The following is a 20387-nucleotide window of genomic DNA, read 5'->3' as shown; positions in this document are numbered from 1 at the left end:
GGCCCGCCGGTGACCTGGTCCTTCCGAGGGAGCCCGCGCCGTGACCGACCACCCAGGCACGCCGACCGCCACCGCCCATCCCGTCCCGTGGACGCGGACCACCGCAGCCGAGGCCCTCGCGCACTTCGGCGTGGACGGCCAGGTGGGGCTGAGCTCCGCCGAGGTCCTCCGCCGCCGCGCGGAGCACGGCGCCAACGAGCTCGAGGCCTCGGCCGCCGAGTCGTCCTGGCGCCGATTCCTGAGGCAGTTCGCCGATCCGCTGATCCACCTGCTGGCCGCCGCCGTCGTGATCTCCGTGGTGGCCTGGTTCTTCGAGGGCGCGCACGGCGCCCCCGTGGACGCGATCGTGATCGCCGTGATCATCGTGTTCAACGCGCTCCTGGGCTACGTGCAGGAGGCGCGCGCCGCGGACGCGGTGGCCGCGCTGCAGGGGATGGCGGCGGTGATGGCCACGGTGGTCCGTGACGGCCACACCGTGCAGGTGCCGGCCGCCGACGTCGTCCCCGGGGACGTGCTCGCGCTCGCCGAGGGCGACTCCGTGGCCGCCGACGCCCGCCTGATCGCCTCCTCCTCCCTGCACATCGCCGAGGCCGCGCTGACGGGCGAGTCCGCCCCGGTCGGCAAGGGCCCGGCCCCGATCCCGGGCGAGGTCAGCCTCGGCGACCGGGCGAACATGGTCCACAAGGGCACGGCCGTGACGCAGGGCGTGGGCACCGCGGTGGTCACCGCCACGGGCATGGAGACCGAGATGGGGCACATCGCGCGGCTGCTCAGCTCCACCGAGAAGAAGGCCACTCCGCTCACGCGGGAGATCGACGCCCTCGGCCGCACGCTGGGGATCGCCGTCATCGGGATCGCGGTGGTGGTGATGGCGGCGATCGCGATGACGAGCGGCATCCACTCCGTGCGCGAGGCGGTGGACGTGCTGATCGTGGGCGTCTCGCTCGCCGTCGCCGCGGTGCCGGAGGGGCTGCCCGCCATCCTCTCCGTGGTCCTCTCCCTCGGCGTGACGGCCATGAGCCGGCGCAACGCGATCGTGAAGAACCTCTCCTCCGTGGAGACGCTGGGCTCCGCCTCCGTGATCTGCTCCGACAAGACCGGCACCCTCACCCGCAACGAGATGACCCTGCAGGCCGTCCGCGCCCCCTCCGGGCAGGCCCGCCTCAGCGGCGTGGGCTACGCGCCGGAGGGCCGCGTGCTCCTGGACGACGGCGTCGACCTGCTCGCCGCCGACGCCGCGCACCCCCTGCGCGAGGAGGGCGTCGCGCTGCTGTGCGGCGGCTCGCTCGCCTCCAATGCCGAGGTGCGCCGGGACGACGACGGCGCCTGGTCCGTGCTGGGCGACCCCACGGAGGCCGCGTTCGTGGTGGCCGAGCGCAAGGCCGGCCTCGAGGAGGCCCGCGCCGCGCGCTTCACCCGGGTGGCCGAGGCGCCGTTCACGTCCGAGCGCAAGATGATGTCGGTCGTCGTGACGGACGGAGAGCGGGACGGTGCCCCCCTGCTCGTCGCGAAGGGCGCGCCGGACGTGCTGCTCCAGCACTGCACCCGCGTGCGCAGGGGTGACGAGGTGCTCGCGCTCGGGGAGCCCGACCGCGCCTCGGCGGCGCGCGACGTGCAGGAGCTCTCCGACCAGGCGCTGCGCACCCTCGCGGTGGCGTACCGCCGGCTCGAGCCCGCCGAGCTCGAGGCCGCCCGGGCGGCGGACGGGACCCTCGACGGCGAGGCCCTGCGCGGCCTCGAGGAGGAGCTCGTGTTCGTGGGCACCGCCGGGATCATCGACCCGGCCCGCGCCGAGGCCGCCGACGCCGTCGCCACCGCCCGCGGCGCCGGGATCCGGGTGGTCATGATCACGGGCGACCACCCGGCCACCGCGCTGCGGATCGCCCAGGAGCTGGGCATCGCCGAGCCCGGCGACCGCGCCCTCTCCGGGCCGGAGCTCGAGGCGATGGACGCCGAACAGCTGCGCGCCGCCGTGCGGGACGTGGCCGTCTACGCGCGCGTCTCCCCCGAGCACAAGCTGCGGATCATCGGGGCGCTGCAGGCCGACGGGGCCATCGTCTCCATGACTGGCGACGGCGTGAACGACGCACCGGCCCTCAAGAAGGCGGACATCGGCGTGGCCATGGGCATCACGGGCACCGAGGTGTCCAAGGAGGCCGCGGACATGATCCTGGCCGACGACGACTTCGCCACGATCGTTGCCGCCGTGCGGCAGGGCCGGGTGATCTTCGAGAACATCAAGAAGTTCCTGCGCTACCTGCTCTCGTCCAACACGGGCGAGGTGCTCACCATGTTCTTCGGCGTGATGCTCGCGGGGTTCCTCGGCCTGACCGGGCACGGGCCCGGCGTGGTGGTGCCGCTGCTGGCCACGCAGATCCTGTGGGTCAACCTCGTGACGGACTCCGCGCCCGCCCTCGCCATGGGGATCGACGCGGAGGGCGACGACGTGATGGCCCGCCCGCCGCGCCGGGCGACCGACCGCGTGATCGACCGCCGCATGTGGGGCGGGATCCTCACGATCGGCGCCGTGATGGCCGCGGTCACCCTCCTGGCCCTGGACAGCCAGCTCCCGGGCGGCCTGCTGGCCGGCTCCGGCACCGTGGTGGACGCCCAGACCTGCGCGTTCACCACGCTCGTGCTCGCGCAGCTCTTCAACGCCCTGAACTCCCGCTCCGAGACCACCTCCGCCTTCCACCGCATGTTCCACAACCGCTGGCTGTGGGCGGCGATCGCCTTCGGCGTGCTCTCCCAGGTGCTCGTGGTGCACGTGCCGTTCCTGCAGACCGCGTTCGGCACCACGGCGCTGGATGCCGGCCAGTGGCTGATGTGCCTCGGCCTGGCCTCCGTGGTGCTGTGGTTCGACGAGCTGCGGAAGCTGGTGCTGCGGGCCCGCCCGTGAGGCGCAGTTCGCCGTCGTCGGTGACGCCGCCGGCCGGCAGCGGCGAGGCGAACCACGCGGGCGGATCCAGATCCACCATGGCGATCGCCGGGTGGGCGAACGCGAGGTGCGCCCCGGCGCGGCGGCGCGGCCCGCATACTGGGGGCCATGCCCGTTCAGCGTCCTGCCGGCTCCCCCACGCCCCGCACCGTCCACCTCGGCACGTCCGGGGAGCTCGCCCGGATCCTGCCCGACGAGCACGACGACGGCTGGGTCCTCGAGATCGGCGGGGCCGTGCAGTCCCACGTGGACCTCGAGCACCCGGGGCGCATCCGGTACGAGTACCTGCGCCGGATGGCGAACGTGCTCGACGCCGCCTTCCCGGCGGGCGAGCCGGTCCGCGTGCTGCACCTGGGCGCCGGCGCGTTGACGCTGCCCCGGTACGTGCAGGCCACCCGGTCCGGCTCGGAGCAGACCGCGGTGGACCTGGACCGTGAGCTCGTCTCCTTCGTGCTCGCCGAGCTGCCGATGCCGGACGGCACGCGGCTGGAGTCGGTCGTGGCGGACGCGCGCCTGGCCGCCGTCGACCTGCTGATGGACGGCGCGCGCTTCGACGCCGTCGTGCTGGACATCGGCACGGACGCGGAGGGCACCGCCCACCTGAGCGGCGCGGAGTTCTACGGCGAGCTGCTGGGGCTGCTCGACGACGGCGGCGTCCTGCTCGTGAACGTCGGCGACGACGACGGCCTGCGCCTCCTCGGCCCGCAGATCGACGCCCTCGAGGAGGCGGCCGCCGAGGCCGGAGCGCCCGGGCCGTGGACCCTCGCGGACGCCGGGATGCTCGAGCGGCGCGCGCTCGGCAACGCGGTGCTGGCCGCCGGCCCGGCGCTCGTCGTCGACGGGCTGCGGGACCGCCTCGCCGCCGCAGGGCCGCACCCGGCGGCGGTGCTGGACGGGGCGGAGTCCGCCTCCCTCGCGGAGCGGCTCACGCGGGGCTGAGCGGACTCCGGCGCGCGGCGGCGGCCATCCCTGGCCTCAGTCCTGCGGCCGGGGCCAGGGATGGCCGCGCCACGTCTCGGCGCCCTCGTTGAAGCGCCGCAGCAGCCGGGTGAAGTCGGCGACGTCCTCCTCCGGCCAGTCGGCGACGACGTGCTCGACGGCGCCCCGCCGGGTGGCGAGCTCCTCGGCGAGCCGGGCCCGGCCGTCGTCGGTGGGCCGGTGGCGCCGGGCCGGGCCCCCGCCCGGGTCGGCGATGCGCTCGACCAGCCCGGCCTTCATGGCGGCGGCCACCTGCCGGTGCACCGTGGAGACGTCCAGGTCGAAGGACTCGGCGAGCTCGGCGATGGTCATGGGGCCGCCCGCCTCAAGGCGCGCGAGGAGGAGGGTGGCGCTGCGCTCGAGCACGCTCGTGCGGCCATGGGGCGCCACGCCCTGGGCCGCCACCCGCTGCAGGAGCATGTGCTCGTAGACGATCCCGCGCACCGGATCGGCCCACGCCGCCTCGGGTTCTTGCATCATGCAAAAGATGCTACCTTTTGCATCATGCAAACTGCCGAGCGGGAGCGCATCGCCTCCCCCACCTTCGTGCTCGCGTGGGTGGTCTCCTTCCTCCAGTTCGTCGTGTTCTACGCGCTCGTCACCACCATGGCCCTCTACGCCGTGCGCCAGTTCGCGGCGTCCGAGGCCGGTGCGGGGCTCGCGTCGAGCTCCTTCGTCATCGGAGCCACGCTCGCCCGGATCGTCACCGGCCACGTGGTGGACCGGTTCGGCCGCCGTCGGGTCCTGCTGGTCGCGCTCGCCGTCGTCGTGGTCTCGTGCGCGCTGTACCTGCCGGCCTCGTCCCTGCCGGCACTCATCGTCGTGCGCATGCTGCACGGTGCGGCCTACGCGTTCGCCAGCACGGCCGTGATGGCCGCGGCGCAGTCCGCCATCCCGGCCTCCCGACGCGCGGAGGGCACGGGCATCCTGGCCCTGGGCACCACGCTCGCCACCGCGATCGGCCCCGCCCTGGGCCTCTTCCTCGTCGGCTCTGCCGGCTACGGATGGCTGTTCTGGACCACGCTCGGCGTGACCGTGGCCAGCCTGCTCCTCGCCCTCGCCCTGGGCGAGCACCCCGCGGCCGCCCCGGCCCCGGCCCCGGCCCCGGCCCCGGCCGGCGTGGACCACGGCGAGGCCCTCACCCCGGGCGAGGAGGGCGCGAGCGAGGTGCCCGTCGAGCATCCGGCGCCCGCGGTCGGCTTCCGCCTGCGCTCCGTGCTGCACCCGGCGGTGGTGCCGATCGCCGGGTTCATGCTCATCGTGGGCCTGGCCTACTCCGGGGTCATCACCTACCTCGACGCCTACTCCGTGGACCGCGGGCTCACGGCCGGAGCGGGGTTCTTCTTCCTCGCCTACGCGGCCGCCATGCTGCTGATGCGCCTGACCCTCGGCACGGTGCAGGACCGCCGCGGCGACGACGTCGTGGTGTACCCCGCGCTGGTCTGCTTCCTCGCCGCGCTGCTGCTGCTGGCGACTGCCACGCAGGACTGGCAGGTGGTGGTGGCCGGCGCCCTGAGCGGCCTGGGCTACGGCACGCTCATGCCGGCGGCGCAGGCGATCGCCGTCAACGCCGTGCCGGCCCACCAGCTCGGCGCCGGCATCTCCACGCTCATGCTGTTCGCCGACGTCGGCCTGGGCCTGGGGCCGGTCGCCCTCGGCGGGCTCGTGGCCGCGGCCGGCTACGGGGCGATGTACGCCGTGCTCGCGGCGGCACTCGTGGTCGGCTGCGTGTACTACTTCGCGGTGCACGGCCGGAAGCACGGCCGGAACGGGACCGCCGCCGCCCGCTGAGGCGGCTCGACGGCCCGGGCGCCAGGACGGCTCAGTGCTCGTGGTCGGGGCGCAGCGCGGTGCAGACGCACGCCCGATTGCCGTCGGCGTCCTCGATCACCCAGAACGAGGGCGCGGAGGCGTCGCTGAGCAGAGTGGCCCCGGCGTCGAGGGCGGCCTGCAGGCGGGCCTCCGCCTCCTCCGGGGCCACCCACACGTCCAGGTGCCAGCGCTGCTCCACCTCGGGGGCGGGCAGGGCGTGCTCCCCGGTGGAAGCCTCGCCCTCCGGGCCCTGCCACCACATCGACGGCGTCTGCCCGCTCGGGTCGGCGAGGTCGCCGTCCCCCGTGACATCGGCGCCGAACAGCGCCGCGTAGATCCGCGCCTGGGCCGCCCCGCGCGCGGTGTCGAGGGCGAGCTCCAGCTGGGTCAGGCCGGCGACGTCGGCGCGCACGCCCAGCTCCCGGGCGATCCCGCTGATGCGCCGGGCCATGCGGAGGTCGCGGGAGGTGACCCCGCCGACGTCGTGGCTGGCGAGCGTGAGCACCACGTCCGTGTAGGTGAGCGTGAGCTCGGGGTGGTGGTCGGCGTCCTGCGCCGCGGCGCCGATCCGGGCGGCGAGCTCGAGGCCGGTGGCGTAGTCCGCCGGGGTGAAGCGCGCCTTGAGGCGGCCGGCGAGCAGGCGCCAGTCCTCCAGGCCGGCGTCGGCCACCTCGGCGGTGCGCAGGAGGCGGCGGGGGTCCGTGACGGGGGTCTCACTCATGACGTCATCGTGCCACCGGGAGGTGGCCCCGGAGGAGACTGGGGGCACCATGGATCGCGTGAGCACCCTTCCCCCGACCTCCGCACGACGTCGGGCCGCCCTGGCGTGCGCCGCGGCCCTCGTGCTGGTGCTGGGACTCGGCGTCCGCCTCCTGCTCCACGGTGTGTGGACCGGGCCCGCCGGCGACGCCCTCTATGCGGTGCTCGTGTACCTCGTGGTGGCGTTCGTGCTGCCGCGGCAGAGATCCCTCACGGTGGGCGGCGTCGCGTTCGCGGCCTGCGCGGCGATCGAGCTGTTCCAGCTCACGGGCCTGCCCGTGGCGTGGGCGCAGGCCTTCCCACCGGTGCGGCTGGTGCTGGGGACGACGTTCGTGGCGGGCGACCTGCTGCTCTACGCGCTCGGCTGCGCGGCGGCCGCCCTGGCTGACGCGGGGGTGCGGGCGCGTCGGCGGTGAGGCGGGGGTGCGGGCGCGTCGGCGGTGAGGCGGGGGGCGCAGGCGCCTCGCCTGTGCACCCGAGGGTCGACGCGAGGCCGGGGTGAGACGACCCGGGCCGTTCCCCGGGGGGAGGGTGCTCCCTCGAGAATTGCCATGGGCTATCCGATCTAGCCCATGGCATTTCTCAACCGACACCCCCACCCCGGCCCACAGGGTCGCCCACCAGGCGGAGCGTCGCCGCGTAGGCGAGGTGGTCGGACGCACCGACCCGCAGCGTCGCGCAGTCGACCACCTCGACGTCGGGGGTGACGAGCACGTGGTCGATCGGGGTGCGGAGCCAGGCGGGCCGCTCGGCCGGCCACGTCCCCTCCGGGCTCCCGGGGCACTGCGCCGCCGTGTCCACCAGTCGCGTCCGGGCCGCCAGCGGCCCGTGCCGGAGAGTGGCGTTGAGGTCGCCGGCGAGGATCAGTGGCCCGCCGTCCGCCACGGCATCGGCGTCTGCGACGGCCAGCCTCTCCAGGTCGGCGCGCCACGCATCCATCAACCGGGGCACGGGCGGGGCGGTGTGCACCCCGAGGATCGCGGGGAGGACGCTGTGGGGGCCGGGGTCCTCAGACGCCGGGCTGGCAGGGTCGAGGCGGACCGCGCCGAACGTCGTCGGGACCGGGTCCCCGGGGGTGACGGCCCCGAGGCGTGCGTGGACGGCGATCGTCGTCGGCGCGACCCCTGCGGGCCGGCCGGCACTGAATCCGGCCTCGGTCGCCGAGTGGACACCCCCGGCGAAGCCCGTCCCCGCCACGGCCCGGCGGACGCGGTCCGGTGAGGCCTCCGGCAGCACGAGGACGTCCGGGTCGAGGTGGGTCACGAGCCGGTCGACGTCCGCCGCGGTCAGGGTGTCGAGGCTGTTGAACACGGTGACCCGCAGCATCGGACCCGTGTTCCCGACGGCGCCGGCCGGGCCCACGGACCAGGGCGGCCCCACCGGGAACGCGCTCAGCAGGACGCCCAGCAGCATCAGCGTCACGGCCGGTCCGGCGACGACGGCGCTGACCCGCGGGCTCACGCGCCGCGCCCGGGCCGCGGAGAGGAGGAGCGCCGCCAGGCCCAGGACGACGGCGGACGCGCCGAACACCCCCGGGAACGCGAGCGCCTGTGCCACGGGGATCCGCGTGCCCAGCCACTGCCCCGGCGCGCTGCCCGGGGCGAGGACGACGACGCTGGCCGCGAGGAGGACGGCCCAGAGGGTGGCGACGGCGATCCGGCCCAGGAGCGTCATGGGTCAGATCAAGCCGAGCCCGGTCAGCTTCGCGGCGGTGGTGTCCATGGGCCCAGGGTAGGCCGCGCCCCGCCGACCGCCCCGCGCGGACACGCCAGGTGGTGCTGGCCGCACGCCCGCACGGCGCCCCCACGCCCGAGGACTTCCGCCTCGAGACCGTGGACCTCCCCCCGCTCGAGGAGCGGTCAGGTGCTCGTGGCCAACGCCGTGATGTCCGTGGACCCGTACATGCGCGGCCGCATGAACGACGTGAAGTCCTACGTGCCCCCGTTCCAGATCGACGCCCCGCTCGAGGGCGGCGCCGTCGGCACGGTGATCGATTCCCGGAACGCGGACCTGCCCGTGGGCGCCCCCGTCCTCCACCAGCTCGGCTGGCGCGAGCACAGCGTGCTGGCCGGCCAGGACGCCACCGTCGTGGACACCGACGCCGCCCCCGACGGCATCGACGTCTACTTCGACAACGTGGGCGGGGAGCACCTCGAGGCCGCGATCGGCGGCATGAACCGCGGCGGCCGCGCGGCCCTGTGCGGGGCGATCTCGCAGGACAACAGCACGGAGACGCCGCCGGCCCAGCGGGGCCTGCTCAGATCGTCGCGGAGCGGCGGGCGGCGGCGGTCATCGCCGCGAGGCGCTCGCCCACGCGGGCGTCGGCCGGGTCCAGTGCAGGCTTGAGCGCGGCGGCCACCTCCCGCGCCACCTCCCCCAGCGATGCGGCATCCTGCGTCACCCAGGCGCGCAGGCTCAGGTGGGCGCGCATCCACGCGGTGAGCTCGTCCTCGGATTCGGGGGTGAGCGCGAAGCCCTCCCCGGCGGCGCCCGGGCTGGTGGGCTCCACGTCCAGGTCGAGGGTGTCCGCGAGCAGGGCCGCGAGCGCCTGGCGGACGGGTGAGGCGGCGGTGCGGCCGGACTGGAAGGCGACGCGCGCCCGTCGGCACTGCAGGCTCTCGTCGGCGGCGTCCACGGCGAGGACGTCGGTGGCGACGCCCAGGGCAGCGCGGGCCTCGTCGTCCGCCACGACGGCGACGATGCCCGGCACGGCGGGAGCGGCGGTGAGGAACTCGGCGTACCGCATGCCCGGCACGGCGGCGAGCACGGCGAGGGCGTCGGCGGTCTGGGTCGTCTCGGGTGCGGTGGTCGTCATGGAGACAGAGTGAATCGCCGTTCACCGAGCGGGCGATCCCCATCCACGATGTGAGACGTTGTTTCGCATGGTGATCATGTGTCGGCGTCATGGACGGGGGGGCATGAGCCTGCGCCTTCCCGGGGGCGTACCCTCACTGTCATGCAGACGCGCGCGCAGTGGTGGACCGCCTGAGGGCGGCCCCTGTCACGCGCACCTGACACACGAGCCGCCCGCCTGCCGGGCGGCTCTTCGCATGAGCGGCTCCGGCGGGCACCACCCACCAGGAGGACCCCATGACGCACCGCAATCCCGAGGACAACGCCCTGAGAACCGCCGCGGACATCGCCGGCGCCGACACCACCGCCGGTGTGCCGGACGCCGCCGAGCCCCGCACCCTCGCCGAGGCCACGGACCTCGTGCACACCCCGGACCTCGCGCCCTCCGAGGACGGCATGTTCGGCACCTACGGCGGCGCGATCCTGCCGCCCCCGCTGGCCGGCCCCATGCGCGAGGTCGCCGAGGCCTACGCGGAGGCACGCCATGACCCCGCGTTCTACGCCGAGTACGCCCGCCTGCTGCGCGACGTCGTCGGGCGCCCCTCCCCGCTGACCCCGCTCGAGCGCCTCTCCGACGAGCTCGGCGGAGCGCGGATCGTCCTCAAGCGCGAGGACCTGAACCACACCGGCGCGCACAAGATCAACCACACCCTCGGCGAGGTCCTGCTGGCCAAGCGCATGGGCAAGCACAGCGTCATCGCGGAGACCGGCGCGGGCCAGCACGGCGTGGCCCTGGCGACGGCGGCCGCGCTCGTCGGCCTGGACTGCGAGATCCACATGGGCGCGATCGACGTGGCCAAGCAGCACCCGAACGTGGTGCGCATGCGCCTGCTCGGCGCCAAGGTCGTCTCCGTGGAGAAGGAGGGCCGCTCCCTCAAGGAGGCCGTGGACTCCGCGTTCGACGCCTACGCGCAGAACCCGGACAGGTACCTCTTCGCGATCGGCTCCGTGGTGGGCCCGCACCCCTTCCCCACGATGATCCGTGACTTCCAGGCCGTCGTCGGGCGTGAGGCCCGCGCGCAGTTCCAGGCGCGCTTCGGCGCGCTGCCGGACGCCGTCGTCGCGTGCGTGGGCGGCGGGTCCAACGCGATGGGCGCGTTCACCGCGTTCCTCGACGACGCCGACGTGCGGCTGGTGGGCGTGGAGCCCGGAGGCCGCTCCGGGGCCAAGGGCGAGCACGCGATGACGATGGGCAGGGGCGTGGACGGCGTCATCCACGGCATGGCCACGAAGGTGCTCCAGGACGAGGCCGGCGTGCCGGACCCCGTGCACTCGATCGCCTCGGGGCTGGACTACCCGGGCGTGGGCCCGCAGCACGCCCGCTTCGCGCAGCTCGGCCGCGTGGAGTACGTGGCGGAGGACGACGCCGCGGTGCTGGACGCGTTCCAGCGGCTCGCGAAGCTCGAGGGCATCATCCCGGCGCTCGAGTCCTCCCACGCGGTGGCGCGGGCGATCCGCATGGCCGCGGAGATGGGCACCGACCAGCGCATCCTGGTGAACCTCTCCGGCCGCGGGGACAAGGACGTCGACTACGTCGCCGAGAAGCTGGGCATCACGGGCGAGGCGGACGAGACGGTGCGCTGAGCCGACCGTCGTGCCCGCCGCGCCCCGGAAGCTCGGAGACGGCGGCGAGCGCCGTGGGGGCGCCGGCGTCCGGCAGGGAGATCCTCTCGAGCCCCGGCACCTGGCCCGCAAGCCAGTCGAACCAGTGCGCGTGGACGTCCGAGTCGAAGCCGTGCACCAGGACGACGCGGTCGAAGACGCCGCCGCGCGGGAGGACGAAGGGGAGGAGACGTCGGAGCCCATGCGCCGGACGCTGGGGCAGCTCCCGCAGGCCAGGTCACCCGGGGTCATCCGGCACGCCGCGGGGCCTGTCGCCGCACGGGTGTCCTGTGGTCCGATGGCCCCATGAGCCTCCGCCTCTCGCACACCACCTGGGACGCCCTGGACCCCTATGCGATCGCCGAGTTCTGGCGCGAGCTGATGGGCTGGGAGATCACCGAGCCCGATGCCTACGAACCGGGATCGGACGAGTGCTACCTCGTCACGCCGCACGGGTACACGGTCCTCTTCTACCGCGTCCCGGACGCCAAGACGGTCAAGAACCGCGCCCACATGGACCTCGCCGTCGAGGGCGGCTCCACCCGCGATGCCGAGGTCGAGCGCGCCCGGGGCATGGGCGCCGCTATGGTCGACGACCGTCGCGCCGACCTCGGATGGGCCGTCATGGCCGACCCGGAGGGCAACGAGTTCTGCATCCTCGACATCGGCGACTGACCGTCCGCACCGGCGGCCCGAACGTGACGACTCGTTCCGTGGGGGTGGTTCAGCCGATCACGGCGTGGGCATGCCGCCGGTGACCGCGATGGTCGCGCCCACCACGTAGGAGGACTCGGGCGAGGCCAGGAACACGTAGGCCGGGGCGAGCTCGGTCGGCTGGCCGGCGCGGCCCAGCGGCGTGGACTGGCCGAACTCCGGCAGGTCCTCGGGCTGCTGGCCGCCCGAGGGCTGCAGCGGCGTCCAGATGGGGCCGGGCGCCACGGCGTTCACGCGGATGCCCTTCGGGGCGAGCTGCTGGGCGAGGCCCTTGGTGAAGGTGTTGATCGCGGCCTTCGTGGCCGCGTAGTCCACGAGCTTCTCCGGCGGCATGTAGGAGACCACGGAGGTCGTGTTGATGATCGTGGCGCCCGGCTTCAGGTGCGGCAGGGCGGCCTTGACCAGGCGGAACTGCGCCAGGATGTTGACGTCGAAGGTGGCCTCGAGCTGCTCGTCGGTGATGTCCTCGATCGACTCCTGGGCCACCTGCTTGCCGCCGTTGTTGACCAGGATGTCGAGGCCGTCGAGCTCCTCCACGGCCTTCGCCACGAGGTCCTTCGCGAACTGCTTGTCGCGCAGATCGCCCGGGATCGTCACGGCCTTGCGCCCGGCGGCCTCGATGACCTCCTTGACGTGCTGCGCGTCCTTCTCCTCCTCGGGGAGGTAGGAGATGACGACGTCGGCGCCCTCACGCGCGAAGGCGATCGCGGTGGCCGCGCCGATCCCGGAGTCGCCGCCCGTGATGAGCGCCTTGCGGCCCGTCAGGCGGCCGGTGCCGCGGTAGGACTCCTCGCCGAGGTCGGCCTTGGGCGTCATCTCGGCGTCCAGGCCGGTGCCGGGCAGGGACTGCTCGGGCGGGGTGATGGCCGGGTAGCGCTTGACCGGATCCTGCAGGGTCAGCTGGTCGGTGGTGATGGTGTTCGCGTCGTCGTTCGCCACGATCTGCTCCTTCGTCTCGGGGGACGCGCAGTCCGCACGCCTCGTCCTCCCGACCCTACGGACGGGCGCGGGGGCTGGGCCACGCCTGCGATCCTGGGAGCACCCTGCGAGGCCGCGACGCCCGCCGCCGTCAGGGCCGTGATCGCCAGGAGCAGGACGGTGGTGCTCGCCGCCCCCTCGGCCCGCAGGTCCACGGCGAACTGCCCCACGGTCTCCAGCAGCCACGTGCCGCCGAGGGCCCAGTACAGGCTGGGGGCGGCGTGGAGGAGGCCGGCCACCATCGCGAGCGTGAAGAAGCCCCTCCCCCGGGTCCGCCGCACGGCGCTCCCCGCCGTCAGCGGTCCCGCAGCGCCGGCGTGCCGTGGACCGGCACCGCCAGCCCGGTCACGAGAGTGGCGGGGTCGACGCCAGGGCCCGGCTCCGTGTCATAGGCCTCCCAGAAGACGTCACCGGGCTCGCCGCCGAGCTCCTGCACCTGGGTGATGAACGCGGGCCACGCCTGCGGCAGGCCCTCGTACGGGCCGGTGTGCTTGGCGGTGGCCAGGCGGCAGGCCGGTAGCGACGACGGCTCCACGCGCACCCCATCCATCTCCACGGGACCGGCCAGCGGCGCGGCCAGGGGGAAGCCGACCTCGAGGTCCACGGTGTCCCCGAGCCCATGGCGGACGTCGCCGTCGTACCTGGAGAAGGCTGGTCCCACAGGCGTGACCTCGCCCCGCGCGATGGCCCCGCCGAGGGCGGTGAAGGCGGAGTCCATGAACGTGTGCATGTCGGCGGTGGGCTGGTCCACGCCGCGCACCACGGCGGTGGGGAAGCCGGGGAAGTCGATGACCTGGACGTCGGAGAGGGTGCTCATGGGCTCAGTCTGCCCCGGGACGGACGATCCGGCACGTGTCGAGCCATGCTGGGCCGGGCGGAGCAGAGCCATGCCGGGCCGAGCCGAGCCGAGCCGAGCCGAGGGAGGGAGGGAGGGAGGGAGGGAGGGAGGGTACGCGATCCAGAAATGCCATGGGTCAACCGGCTTAGCCCATGGCATTTACGGACCGACACCTCCCCGCGCCGCCCACAGCTTGCCGTCACCGGCCACCCCGCCCCCGGCTCACGGTTGGCTGCCCACGGATCACAGCTCAGGGCTCACGGCTCACGGCTCACGGCTCCGCACGATCCTGTGGACAACGTCGCCTCCGCGCCTCGCGCAGGGTTCCATGGATCGCATGCGTCTCTCGCCCGTCGCGCGCACCGGTGCCTTCCTCGCGGCCGAACTCGCGACGACCGAGCGCCACGGCAGCGGCGGCGCCGCGTACGCCGAGGCGTTGATGCGGCACGGTCTCCTCCCGGGCGCCCTCGACCCCGACGACGCCCTGACGTTCCCGCAGACCGTGCAGCTCGCCGGCTGGGCCCGGGCCCTGCGCCCGGTCTTCGGCACCACGAGCGCAACCGCCGCGCCGGACCGCGGCGCCGCCGTCGACGCCCTGCTCGAGCGCGCGGGGGTGCGACTGCGCCTCGCATCCGGCCCCGACCCGCGGTGGCGATTCACGGTCGAGGGCGATGCGCCCCTGGCTGCCGTGCAGGCGTGCACGGCGGGCGGGCTGGCCCTGTTCGTCCTCGAGGCGGGCGCGGACCGGCTCGGCGAGTGCGCGTCACCGCGCTGCCACGAGCTGTTCGTGGACCTCACGCGCAACGGCAGCCGGCGGCACTGCACGCCCAGCTGCGGCAATCACCAGGCGGTGCGCCGCCGCCGGGACCGGCTGGCGATCGAGGCCCTCTACAGCCCGCCATGCACGAACTCCCCGCCCACGGCCGTGGCCACCACCTCGAGGTCCGCGATCTCCTCGCTCGGCACCTCCCGCGGATCCTCGGAGAGCACCGCGAAGTCCGCAAGCTGACCGGCCACGAGCCGGCCCTTGCGGCCGCCCCAGCCGGTGGCCTCGGCCGAGCCCACCGTGTAGGCGTGCAGGGCCTGCTCCACCGTGATCCTGTCCTCCCGGCCGTACACGCGCCCGGTCTCGGTGCGCCGCAGCACGAAGTCCTGGACCACGTTCAACGGCCGGCCCCCGGCCACGGGACGGTCCGAGCTGCCCGGCAGCACCAGGCCCGCGCGCAGCAGCCGCCCGGCCGGGTAGGACAGCGGCACCCGCGCGGCGCCGATCCGCTCCTCCACCGAGTCGCCGAACGCGCTGATGAAGTTCGGCTGCGTGGCCATCACCACGCCCAGCGCCGCCATCCGCTCGATCTGGTCGTCGCGCACCACTCCGCCGTGCTCCACGCGGTGGGGCATGGCCGGCCGGCCGAAGCGCTCCCGGGCCTCCTCGATCACGTCGAGGGAGAAGTCGAGTGCCGCGTCCCCGATCGCGTGCATGGCCAGGCTCCAGCCCGCCCCCGCCGCGGCCAGGGAGGCCCGCCGCATCTCGCCCGGGTCGCCCTGGAGGTAGCCGCTGCCGTGGGGTCCGTGGCAGTAGTCCTGCGTCATCGCGGCGGTCGCGCCCAGCATGGCGCCGTCGGTGAACACCTTCGTGGGGCCGATCTGCAGCCACTCGTCGCCGACGCCGGTGCGCACGCCGGCGTCGAGCGTCACCTGGGCGCCGTCGTCGGTGTGGCCCTCCACGGGGTGCAGGGCGTCCAGGGTGACCATCGTCTGGAAGCGCGTCTTGAGCAGGCCCTGCGCACGCGCCCGCTGGTAGGCGCCGAACTCGAGGGTGCTGTGGCCGATCCAGCCACCCGCGATCCCGGCGTCCGTCACGGAGGTGATCCCCTCGGCCGCGTACTCCGCGGACGCCCGCTGAAGGCACTCGCCGATGTGCTCGTGCGACTCCGGGTGCAGCAGCCGCTGCACGAGCGACATCGCGGTCTCCTCGAGGAGACCGGTGGGGCGGTCATGCTCGTCCACGTGGATGTGCCCGCCCTCGGGCTGCTGCATGACCTGCTCGGAGATCCCGGCCATGTACAGCACCGCACCGGACACCGTGAACGCGTGCCCGGTGTTGTGGCGGATCAGCACGGGGCGCCCGTTCGCGGCCGCATCGAGGCCGTCGCGGTCCGGCTCGGGCCCGGTGAGGTGGCCCGGGTCGTAGCCCGTGCACGTGACCCACGCGCCGGGGATCAGCTCGTCGGCGCGGGCCCGCACGAGCCGGTAGACCTCCTCGGTGCTCGTCGCGTGCTCGAGGTCCACGTCGAGCATGCTCTGCCCGAACCACACGCTGTGCGCGTGGGCGTCGTTGAAGCCGGCCACGACCGTCCGCCCCCGCGCGTCGAGCCGCTCCCGGGCGGTCAGCCCGTCGAGCTCCTCGTCCACCCCGACGACGAGCCCGCGCCACACGCCCAGGCGCCGGGCGTGCGGTCGGGCGGGGTCGCCGGTGCGGATGCGGGCGTTGTCCACGATGAGGTCGAGCTGCATGGGTCCGGGTCTCCTGGGCGGATCGGGCGGTGGGCGGTGGGCGGTGGGCGGATCGGGCGGTGGGCGGATCAGGACGCGACGTTCCGGGCCACCAGCGCCGCCCATGCCCGGACGAGGGCGTGCACGGCCTCCGGCTGGTCCAGGTGCAGGTTGTGCCCGGCCGCGTCGAGGGCCGCGTACGTGGCGCGCGGATAGTGCGCCAGCAGCCCGAACTGGTCGCGGAATCCCACCAGGTGGTCCTCCCGGCCCGTGAGGATCAGCGCGGGCGCCTCGAAGGTCTCGGCGTTCTCCTCCGGCACCTCGGCGAGGACGTATCGTGCGGAGAGGCGCTCCACGGCGTCCTCGTCCACGAGGCGGATGCCGGGCAGCGCGTTCGCACGGAACCGCTCCCACGTGTCCGGGGTCAGGCGCGGGGACATCTCGAGGAACGGCGCCGCGTCGTCGGGATCGAGGCCGTCCAGGAACGCGGCGTCGCGCTCGCGCACCACGAGCTCCTCGCGGTCACGCTCGTCCTCGTCCGGATCGACGACGGGCGCCAGCAGCGCCAGCCCCACCACCTGCGCCCCGAACACGGCCGCCGCGTGGCGGGCGAGGAGCCCGCCGAGGGAGTTGCCCAGGAGGGCGAACGGGCGCTCCCCGACCTCCTCGCGCAGCCAGGCGAGGAGCCAGTCGGCCAGCTCCGGAAGGCCGCCGTCGCCGTCGAGGGCGGCGGTGCGACCGAAGCCGGGCAGGTCCACGTAGATCCGCTCGAACGCGCCGGCCTCGGCCAGGGCGTCGTCGAGGGGCAGCAGGAGGCGGTGGTCCACGCCGTTGCCGTGGACGAGCACCAACGGGGTGCCCGTGCCGCGGCGGACGACGTGCGGATGCTCGGGAGTGCGGGTGGGCGCGGTGCGATCGGTCATGGGGTGAGCGTACGAGGCCGTCGCTGGCGTCCGGTGCGTCCGCGGCCCCAGGATGGGCGCATGATCGACCTCACCCCCACCGCCGTCACGGCGACGGCCCGGCTCGCCTTCGCCGTCGCCGCCGTACTGTCTCTCGGCGGGAACCTGCTCTCGTTCTGGATCGGCTGGCACAAGGACTCGGACCTGGACGCGGGGGCGGGCTACTCGCACGTGTTCGCGCACGGGTGGGAGAACCTGCTGAACCAGCCGACGTACTTCACGTTCCTCTCCAACTTCCTCGTCGGGATCACGTCCCTGCTGCTGGCACTGCGCCTGCACCGGCCCTCCACCCTCTTCCGGGTGCTGCGGCTGACGGGCGTGGCGTGCATCGTGATCACGGGCGTGGTGTTCAACCTGCTGCTGCGCGACGGCCCCTCGGCCACCCCGCTCGAGGGGTTCAACGACACGGTGCAGCACATCGTCACCCCGATCCTGACGCCGCTCCTGTGGGCCGTCTTCGGCCCGCGGCGGCAGACGACGTGGCGCGTGGTGGGGCTCTCCACGGTCATCCCGCTCGCGTGGCTGGCGTTCACCCTGGTCCGCGGCCCGTGGCTGGACTGGTATCCCTACACGATCCTCGACGTCCCCCGGCTCGGCTACGGCGGGGTGCTGGTCTACGTGGTGGCGATCCTCGGGTTCTTCGTGGCCGTGGCCGCGCTGCTGCGCGGCGCCGACGCGGCCCTGGCGCGCGCCGGCGCCGGGGTGGGGGCGGACCGCCGTCGGTGAGCGACGGGGACCTTGAGCGGTCCCGAGGCTGAGCGGCGCCGACGGCGTCGGCCGCCGTCGTCGGCCGGTCAGCGCCCCCTCGGCGGGACGATCGCGATGGAGCGGGTGTCCGGGGCGGTGTCCGCCACGTGGTCCATGGCCGCCTGCACGTCGCCGGTGCGCTGGTACTCGGCGTGCACCTGGCGCCACAGGTGGGCGTTGCGGGCGCCGATCGTGTCCGGGTCCAGGATCGGGTCCTGGCCGGCGCGGCGCTGGCGGTCGTAGTCCTTCATGAGGCGGATCGCCATGGGGCTGAGCAGCACGAGCGCGAGGATGTTCACCCACGTGTACAGACCGACGCCGAAGTCCGCGAGGGACCACACGAACGCGGAGGTCTGCACGGAGCCAAACACCATCGAGGCGGCCAGCAGCACGCGCGCGACGGCGATGCACGCCTTCTGCACGCCCTTGTCCGGGATCAGGTAGGCGAGGTTGGTCTCCGCGTAGAACGAGAAGGAGAGCAGCGTGGTGAAGGAGAAGAGGAAGACGGCGACCGCCACGAAGGCCGGCCCGAACGCCGGGAGGACCGTGTCCACGCCGGCCTGCACCCACGCCGGTCCCGCGTCGACGCCGGGCAGGTTCTGCGTCAATGTCGACTCCCCGTCCGGGCCCAGGACGTCGAAGCTGTTGGTGGCCAGGATGACCAGGCCGGTGACGGTGCAGACGAACAGGGTGTCCACGTAGGCGGAGAACGCCTGGGCCAGGCCCTGCTTCACCGGGTGGGACACGTGCGCGGCCGCGGAGGCCTGGGCGCCGGAGCCGGTGCCGATCTCCGTGGAGTACACGGCGCGGCGCACGCCCCACGAGACGGCCGCACCGAGGATGCCGCCGTAGATCGAGTGGGCGCCGAAGGCGCTCTCGACGATCATGGCGAACATCGCGGGGATCTGCTGCCACATCATGGCCACCACGAACAGGCCCACGAGGATGTACGCCGCCGCCATGAAGGGGACGACGAGGCCGACCGTGCGGCCCAGCCGGTGCATGCCGCCGAACACGATGGCGCAGAAGAGGGCCGCCATGGCCACGCCGACCCACAGCGGGTCCCAGCCCCACGCCGCCGTGGTGGCGGCCGTGACGGCGTTGGCCTGGATCTGCGGGCCGGTGACGACGGTGGCGAACACGGTGGCCGCCGCATACGCGAAGGCCAGCCAGCGCCACTGCCGGCCCAGCCCCTCGAGGATGTAGTAGGCCGGGCCGCCGCGGTACTCGCCGCGGATCTTGTGCTTGTAGAGCTGCGCCAGGGAGCTCTCCGCGAGCGCCACCGGGGCGCCGACGATCGCCGTCACCCACATCCAGAAGAGGGCGCCCGGGCCGCCGAGGTGGATGGCCGCCGCGACGCCGGCGATGTTGCCCACGCCGATGCGTCCGCCGAGCGCCATGGCGAATGCCTGGAAGGAGCTCACACCCGCCGACGAGGATCCGCCGTGGACCAGCTGGCCCACCATGTCCTTGACCAGCCGCACCTGCGGCACCGCCATGCGGATCGTGAAGTACAGGCCCAGGGCGAGGAGCCCGACGACCATGGTGAGGCTCCACATGAGCTCGTTGGCGGACGTGATGAAGTTCTCCATGGGATCCCCCAGGTCGACGACGAGTCCGTGTGACTATACCCACACCCGAGCCGGTGACCTGGCCCGAGCCGTCAGGAGAGGGCGGCCGCGGCCCCCGGAGGGCCTGCGCCTCAGACCAGCCCCTTCTCCTTCAGCCAGGCCGCGGCCACCTCGGAGGGCTGCTTCTTCTCCGCGCCCGAGTTCTGCGCGTTCATGGCCATCAGGTCCTCGGTGGTCAGCTCCGCCTGCACGGCGTTGACGGCCTCCGTCACCGGGTCCGTGGCCTTGTCCTGCGCCATGATCGGCACCACGTTCTGCGGGGTGATCATGCCCGAGGGGTCCTCGAGGGTCACGAAGCCGTTGTCCTTGATGGCCGGGGTGGTGGAGAAAATGTTGGCCAGGTCCACGTCGCCGTCGGCGAGGGCGCGCACCGTGAGGGGGCCGCCGCCGTCGCTGATGGCGGTGAACTCCATCGCGCCCTCCGGGACGCCGTAGACCTCGGTCAGCGCGCTCAGGCCGGCGCCGTAGTCGCGCTGGGCGAGCTCGGGCAGGCCGCCGATGCGCAGGGTGCCGTCGTAGTCCTTGAGCTGGTCGAGCGAGGTCAGGCCGTGCTCCTGCGAGAACTCGGCCGTCACGTTGTAGGAGTCCTTGTCCTGGGCCTCGGCGGGCTCGAGCATCACGAGGCCCTGCGGCAGGGCCGCGCGGAGGGCGTCGGCCACCTCCTGCGGGCTCGTGGCGGTGGCCTCCTTGTCGTAGAACCCCAGCAGGTTGCCGGTGTACTCGCCGATGAGGTCGATGGACCCGTCCTCGAGAGCGCTGAGGTACACCTCGCGCGCGCCGATCTGCATCTTGCGCTCCACGGTGATGCCCTTGGCCTCGAGGACCTGGGCGTAGAGCTCGCCGATGATCTCGGACTCCGCGAAGTTCGCCGAGCCCACGGTCACGGAGCCCGAGCCGCCCGCCGACGACGACGACGCACCGGACGCGGCGGCCGTCGTCGGGGTGGAGGAGGCGAGGGGGTCGGAGCCGCCGCCGCACGCGGCGAGCAGCGGGGTGGCGGCCAGCAGGCCGAGGACGGCGCGGCGGCGGGGGTTCGGGACGGAGGCCTGGGAGAAGGCGGCGGCCATGGTGGGGTCCTT

At 74.0% G+C, this 20387-nt stretch carries 17 protein-coding genes and 2 pseudogenes; 9 read left to right on the top strand and 10 right to left on the bottom strand.

Going from position 1 to position 20387, the window contains the following annotated elements:
- Positions 1-40 precede the first annotated feature (40 nt).
- On the top strand, positions 41-2899 hold the full coding sequence (locus NJC10_RS10305) for a cation-translocating P-type ATPase (RefSeq protein ID WP_319076413.1): 2859 nt from the start codon (positions 41-43) through the stop codon (positions 2897-2899).
- A 147-nt stretch (positions 2900-3046) separates the two neighbouring features.
- Positions 3047-3877, top strand: a complete 831-nt coding sequence (locus NJC10_RS10300; protein WP_319076411.1) for a spermidine synthase — start codon at positions 3047-3049, stop codon at positions 3875-3877.
- Positions 3878-3913: 36 nt separating this feature from the next.
- Here the strand turns inward: NJC10_RS10300 and NJC10_RS10295 are convergent, their stop codons facing one another.
- The gene (locus NJC10_RS10295; RefSeq protein WP_319076410.1) at positions 3914-4396 is read right to left on the bottom strand and encodes a MarR family winged helix-turn-helix transcriptional regulator; all 483 of its coding nucleotides are present in this window, start codon (positions 4394-4396) and stop codon (positions 3914-3916) included.
- A 24-nt stretch (positions 4397-4420) separates the two neighbouring features.
- On the opposite strand from NJC10_RS10295, the gene NJC10_RS10290 reads away from it, so the two are divergent.
- Entirely contained in the window at positions 4421-5707 is a 1287-nt protein-coding gene (locus NJC10_RS10290) for an MFS transporter (protein WP_319076408.1), read from the top strand.
- 31 nt (positions 5708-5738) lie between these two features.
- Here NJC10_RS10290 and NJC10_RS10285 read toward each other — a convergent pair whose 3' ends face one another.
- The gene (locus tag NJC10_RS10285; RefSeq protein ID WP_298714468.1) at positions 5739-6449 is read right to left on the bottom strand and encodes a 4a-hydroxytetrahydrobiopterin dehydratase; all 711 of its coding nucleotides are present in this window, start codon (positions 6447-6449) and stop codon (positions 5739-5741) included.
- Positions 6450-6507: 58 nt separating this feature from the next.
- On the opposite strand from NJC10_RS10285, the gene NJC10_RS10280 reads away from it, so the two are divergent.
- The gene (locus NJC10_RS10280; RefSeq protein ID WP_319076404.1) at positions 6508-6903 is read left to right on the top strand and encodes a DUF2809 domain-containing protein; all 396 of its coding nucleotides are present in this window, start codon (positions 6508-6510) and stop codon (positions 6901-6903) included.
- A gap of 166 nt (positions 6904-7069) precedes the next feature.
- Here the strand turns inward: NJC10_RS10280 and NJC10_RS10275 are convergent, their stop codons facing one another.
- On the bottom strand, positions 7070-8161 hold the full coding sequence (locus NJC10_RS10275; RefSeq protein WP_319076403.1) for an endonuclease/exonuclease/phosphatase family protein: 1092 nt from the start codon (positions 8159-8161) through the stop codon (positions 7070-7072).
- Positions 8162-8259: 98 nt separating this feature from the next.
- Here NJC10_RS10275 and NJC10_RS10270 point away from each other — a divergent pair.
- Positions 8260-8743 (top strand): annotated as a pseudogene (locus NJC10_RS10270) (hypothetical protein); the annotation flags it as partial.
- A gap of 1 nt (position 8744) precedes the next feature.
- On the opposite strand, the gene NJC10_RS10265 reads toward NJC10_RS10270, so the two are convergent.
- Positions 8745-9302: a hypothetical protein gene (locus tag NJC10_RS10265; protein WP_248115830.1), complete on the bottom strand. Its 558-nt coding sequence runs from the start codon at positions 9300-9302 to the stop codon at positions 8745-8747.
- A gap of 275 nt (positions 9303-9577) precedes the next feature.
- Between NJC10_RS10265 and trpB the strand changes: the two genes are divergently transcribed.
- Both trpB and NJC10_RS10255 read left to right on the top strand, forming a co-directional pair.
- Positions 9578-10924: a tryptophan synthase subunit beta gene (gene trpB, locus NJC10_RS10260; protein WP_319076402.1), complete on the top strand. Its 1347-nt coding sequence runs from the start codon at positions 9578-9580 to the stop codon at positions 10922-10924.
- 324 nt (positions 10925-11248) lie between these two features.
- Positions 11249-11617 (top strand): VOC family protein, encoded by a 369-nt coding sequence (locus tag NJC10_RS10255; RefSeq protein WP_248115835.1) that lies wholly within the window; start codon positions 11249-11251, stop codon positions 11615-11617.
- A gap of 57 nt (positions 11618-11674) precedes the next feature.
- Here the strand turns inward: NJC10_RS10255 and NJC10_RS10250 are convergent, their stop codons facing one another.
- Together NJC10_RS10250 and NJC10_RS10245 are read right to left on the bottom strand one after the other, a co-directional pair.
- Entirely contained in the window at positions 11675-12595 is a 921-nt protein-coding gene (locus NJC10_RS10250; RefSeq protein ID WP_298714483.1) for an SDR family oxidoreductase, read from the bottom strand.
- A 334-nt stretch (positions 12596-12929) separates the two neighbouring features.
- Positions 12930-13451, bottom strand: coding sequence for a GyrI-like domain-containing protein (locus tag NJC10_RS10245; protein ID WP_319076398.1), 522 nt, complete (start codon positions 13449-13451; stop codon positions 12930-12932).
- Between NJC10_RS10245 and NJC10_RS10240 the strand changes: the two are divergent.
- A pseudogene (locus tag NJC10_RS10240) lies at positions 13351-14331 on the top strand (CGNR zinc finger domain-containing protein); the annotation flags it as partial. The gene NJC10_RS10245 and the pseudogene NJC10_RS10240 overlap by 101 nt on opposite strands.
- A 29-nt stretch (positions 14332-14360) precedes the next feature.
- Here NJC10_RS10240 and NJC10_RS10235 read toward each other — a convergent pair.
- Together NJC10_RS10235 and NJC10_RS10230 are read right to left on the bottom strand one after the other, a co-directional pair.
- Complete coding sequence (locus NJC10_RS10235; RefSeq protein ID WP_298714488.1) at positions 14361-15989, bottom strand: amidohydrolase; 1629 nt, start codon at positions 15987-15989, stop codon at positions 14361-14363.
- Positions 15990-16057: 68 nt separating this feature from the next.
- Positions 16058-16891, bottom strand: a complete 834-nt coding sequence (locus tag NJC10_RS10230) for an alpha/beta hydrolase (protein ID WP_319076395.1) — start codon at positions 16889-16891, stop codon at positions 16058-16060.
- A 60-nt stretch (positions 16892-16951) separates the two neighbouring features.
- Between NJC10_RS10230 and NJC10_RS10225 the strand changes: the two genes are divergently transcribed.
- A complete protein-coding gene (locus tag NJC10_RS10225; protein ID WP_319076393.1) occupies positions 16952-17656 on the top strand; it encodes a Pr6Pr family membrane protein in 705 nt (234 codons plus the stop codon).
- A gap of 68 nt (positions 17657-17724) precedes the next feature.
- Here the strand turns inward: NJC10_RS10225 and NJC10_RS10220 are convergent, their stop codons facing one another.
- The gene (locus tag NJC10_RS10220; RefSeq protein ID WP_248115841.1) at positions 17725-19269 is read right to left on the bottom strand and encodes an alanine/glycine:cation symporter family protein; all 1545 of its coding nucleotides are present in this window, start codon (positions 19267-19269) and stop codon (positions 17725-17727) included.
- Between the two features lie 110 nt (positions 19270-19379).
- Positions 19380-20375 carry an ABC transporter substrate-binding protein gene (locus NJC10_RS10215; protein ID WP_319076390.1) on the bottom strand — a complete coding sequence of 332 codons (996 nt, stop codon included), beginning with the start codon at positions 20373-20375 and terminating at the stop codon, positions 19380-19382.
- Positions 20376-20387: the final 12 nt, after the last annotated feature.

The sequence above is a fragment of the Micrococcus sp. M4NT genome, assembly GCF_033790745.1.
Classification (GTDB): Bacteria; Actinomycetota; Actinomycetes; order Actinomycetales; family Micrococcaceae; genus Micrococcus.
Note: the sequence above shows the minus strand (reverse complement) of the source record. Positions and strands in the feature narration are given on the sequence as shown.

What these genes read in the sequence shown, in the direction of transcription:
- NJC10_RS10300 (WP_319076411.1), top strand. Translation starts at nt 3,047, where the DNA reads ATGCCCGTTCAGCGTCCTGCCGGCTCCCCCACGCCCCGCACCGTCCAC.
- NJC10_RS10295 (WP_319076410.1), bottom strand. Translation starts at nt 4,396, where the DNA reads ATGATGCAAGAACCCGAGGCGGCGTGGGCCGATCCGGTGCGCGGGATC.
- NJC10_RS10290 (WP_319076408.1), top strand. Translation starts at nt 4,421, where the DNA reads ATGCAAACTGCCGAGCGGGAGCGCATCGCCTCCCCCACCTTCGTGCTC.
- NJC10_RS10285 (WP_298714468.1), bottom strand. Translation starts at nt 6,449, where the DNA reads ATGAGTGAGACCCCCGTCACGGACCCCCGCCGCCTCCTGCGCACCGCC.
- NJC10_RS10275 (WP_319076403.1), bottom strand. Translation starts at nt 8,161, where the DNA reads ATGACGCTCCTGGGCCGGATCGCCGTCGCCACCCTCTGGGCCGTCCTC.
- NJC10_RS10265 (WP_248115830.1), bottom strand. Translation starts at nt 9,302, where the DNA reads ATGACGACCACCGCACCCGAGACGACCCAGACCGCCGACGCCCTCGCC.
- trpB (WP_319076402.1), top strand. Translation starts at nt 9,578, where the DNA reads ATGACGCACCGCAATCCCGAGGACAACGCCCTGAGAACCGCCGCGGAC.
- NJC10_RS10255 (WP_248115835.1), top strand. Translation starts at nt 11,249, where the DNA reads ATGAGCCTCCGCCTCTCGCACACCACCTGGGACGCCCTGGACCCCTAT.
- NJC10_RS10245 (WP_319076398.1), bottom strand. Translation starts at nt 13,451, where the DNA reads ATGAGCACCCTCTCCGACGTCCAGGTCATCGACTTCCCCGGCTTCCCC.
- NJC10_RS10235 (WP_298714488.1), bottom strand. Translation starts at nt 15,989, where the DNA reads ATGCAGCTCGACCTCATCGTGGACAACGCCCGCATCCGCACCGGCGAC.
- NJC10_RS10230 (WP_319076395.1), bottom strand. Translation starts at nt 16,891, where the DNA reads ATGACCGATCGCACCGCGCCCACCCGCACTCCCGAGCATCCGCACGTC.
- NJC10_RS10225 (WP_319076393.1), top strand. Translation starts at nt 16,952, where the DNA reads ATGATCGACCTCACCCCCACCGCCGTCACGGCGACGGCCCGGCTCGCC.
- NJC10_RS10220 (WP_248115841.1), bottom strand. Translation starts at nt 19,269, where the DNA reads ATGGAGAACTTCATCACGTCCGCCAACGAGCTCATGTGGAGCCTCACC.
- NJC10_RS10215 (WP_319076390.1), bottom strand. Translation starts at nt 20,375, where the DNA reads ATGGCCGCCGCCTTCTCCCAGGCCTCCGTCCCGAACCCCCGCCGCCGC.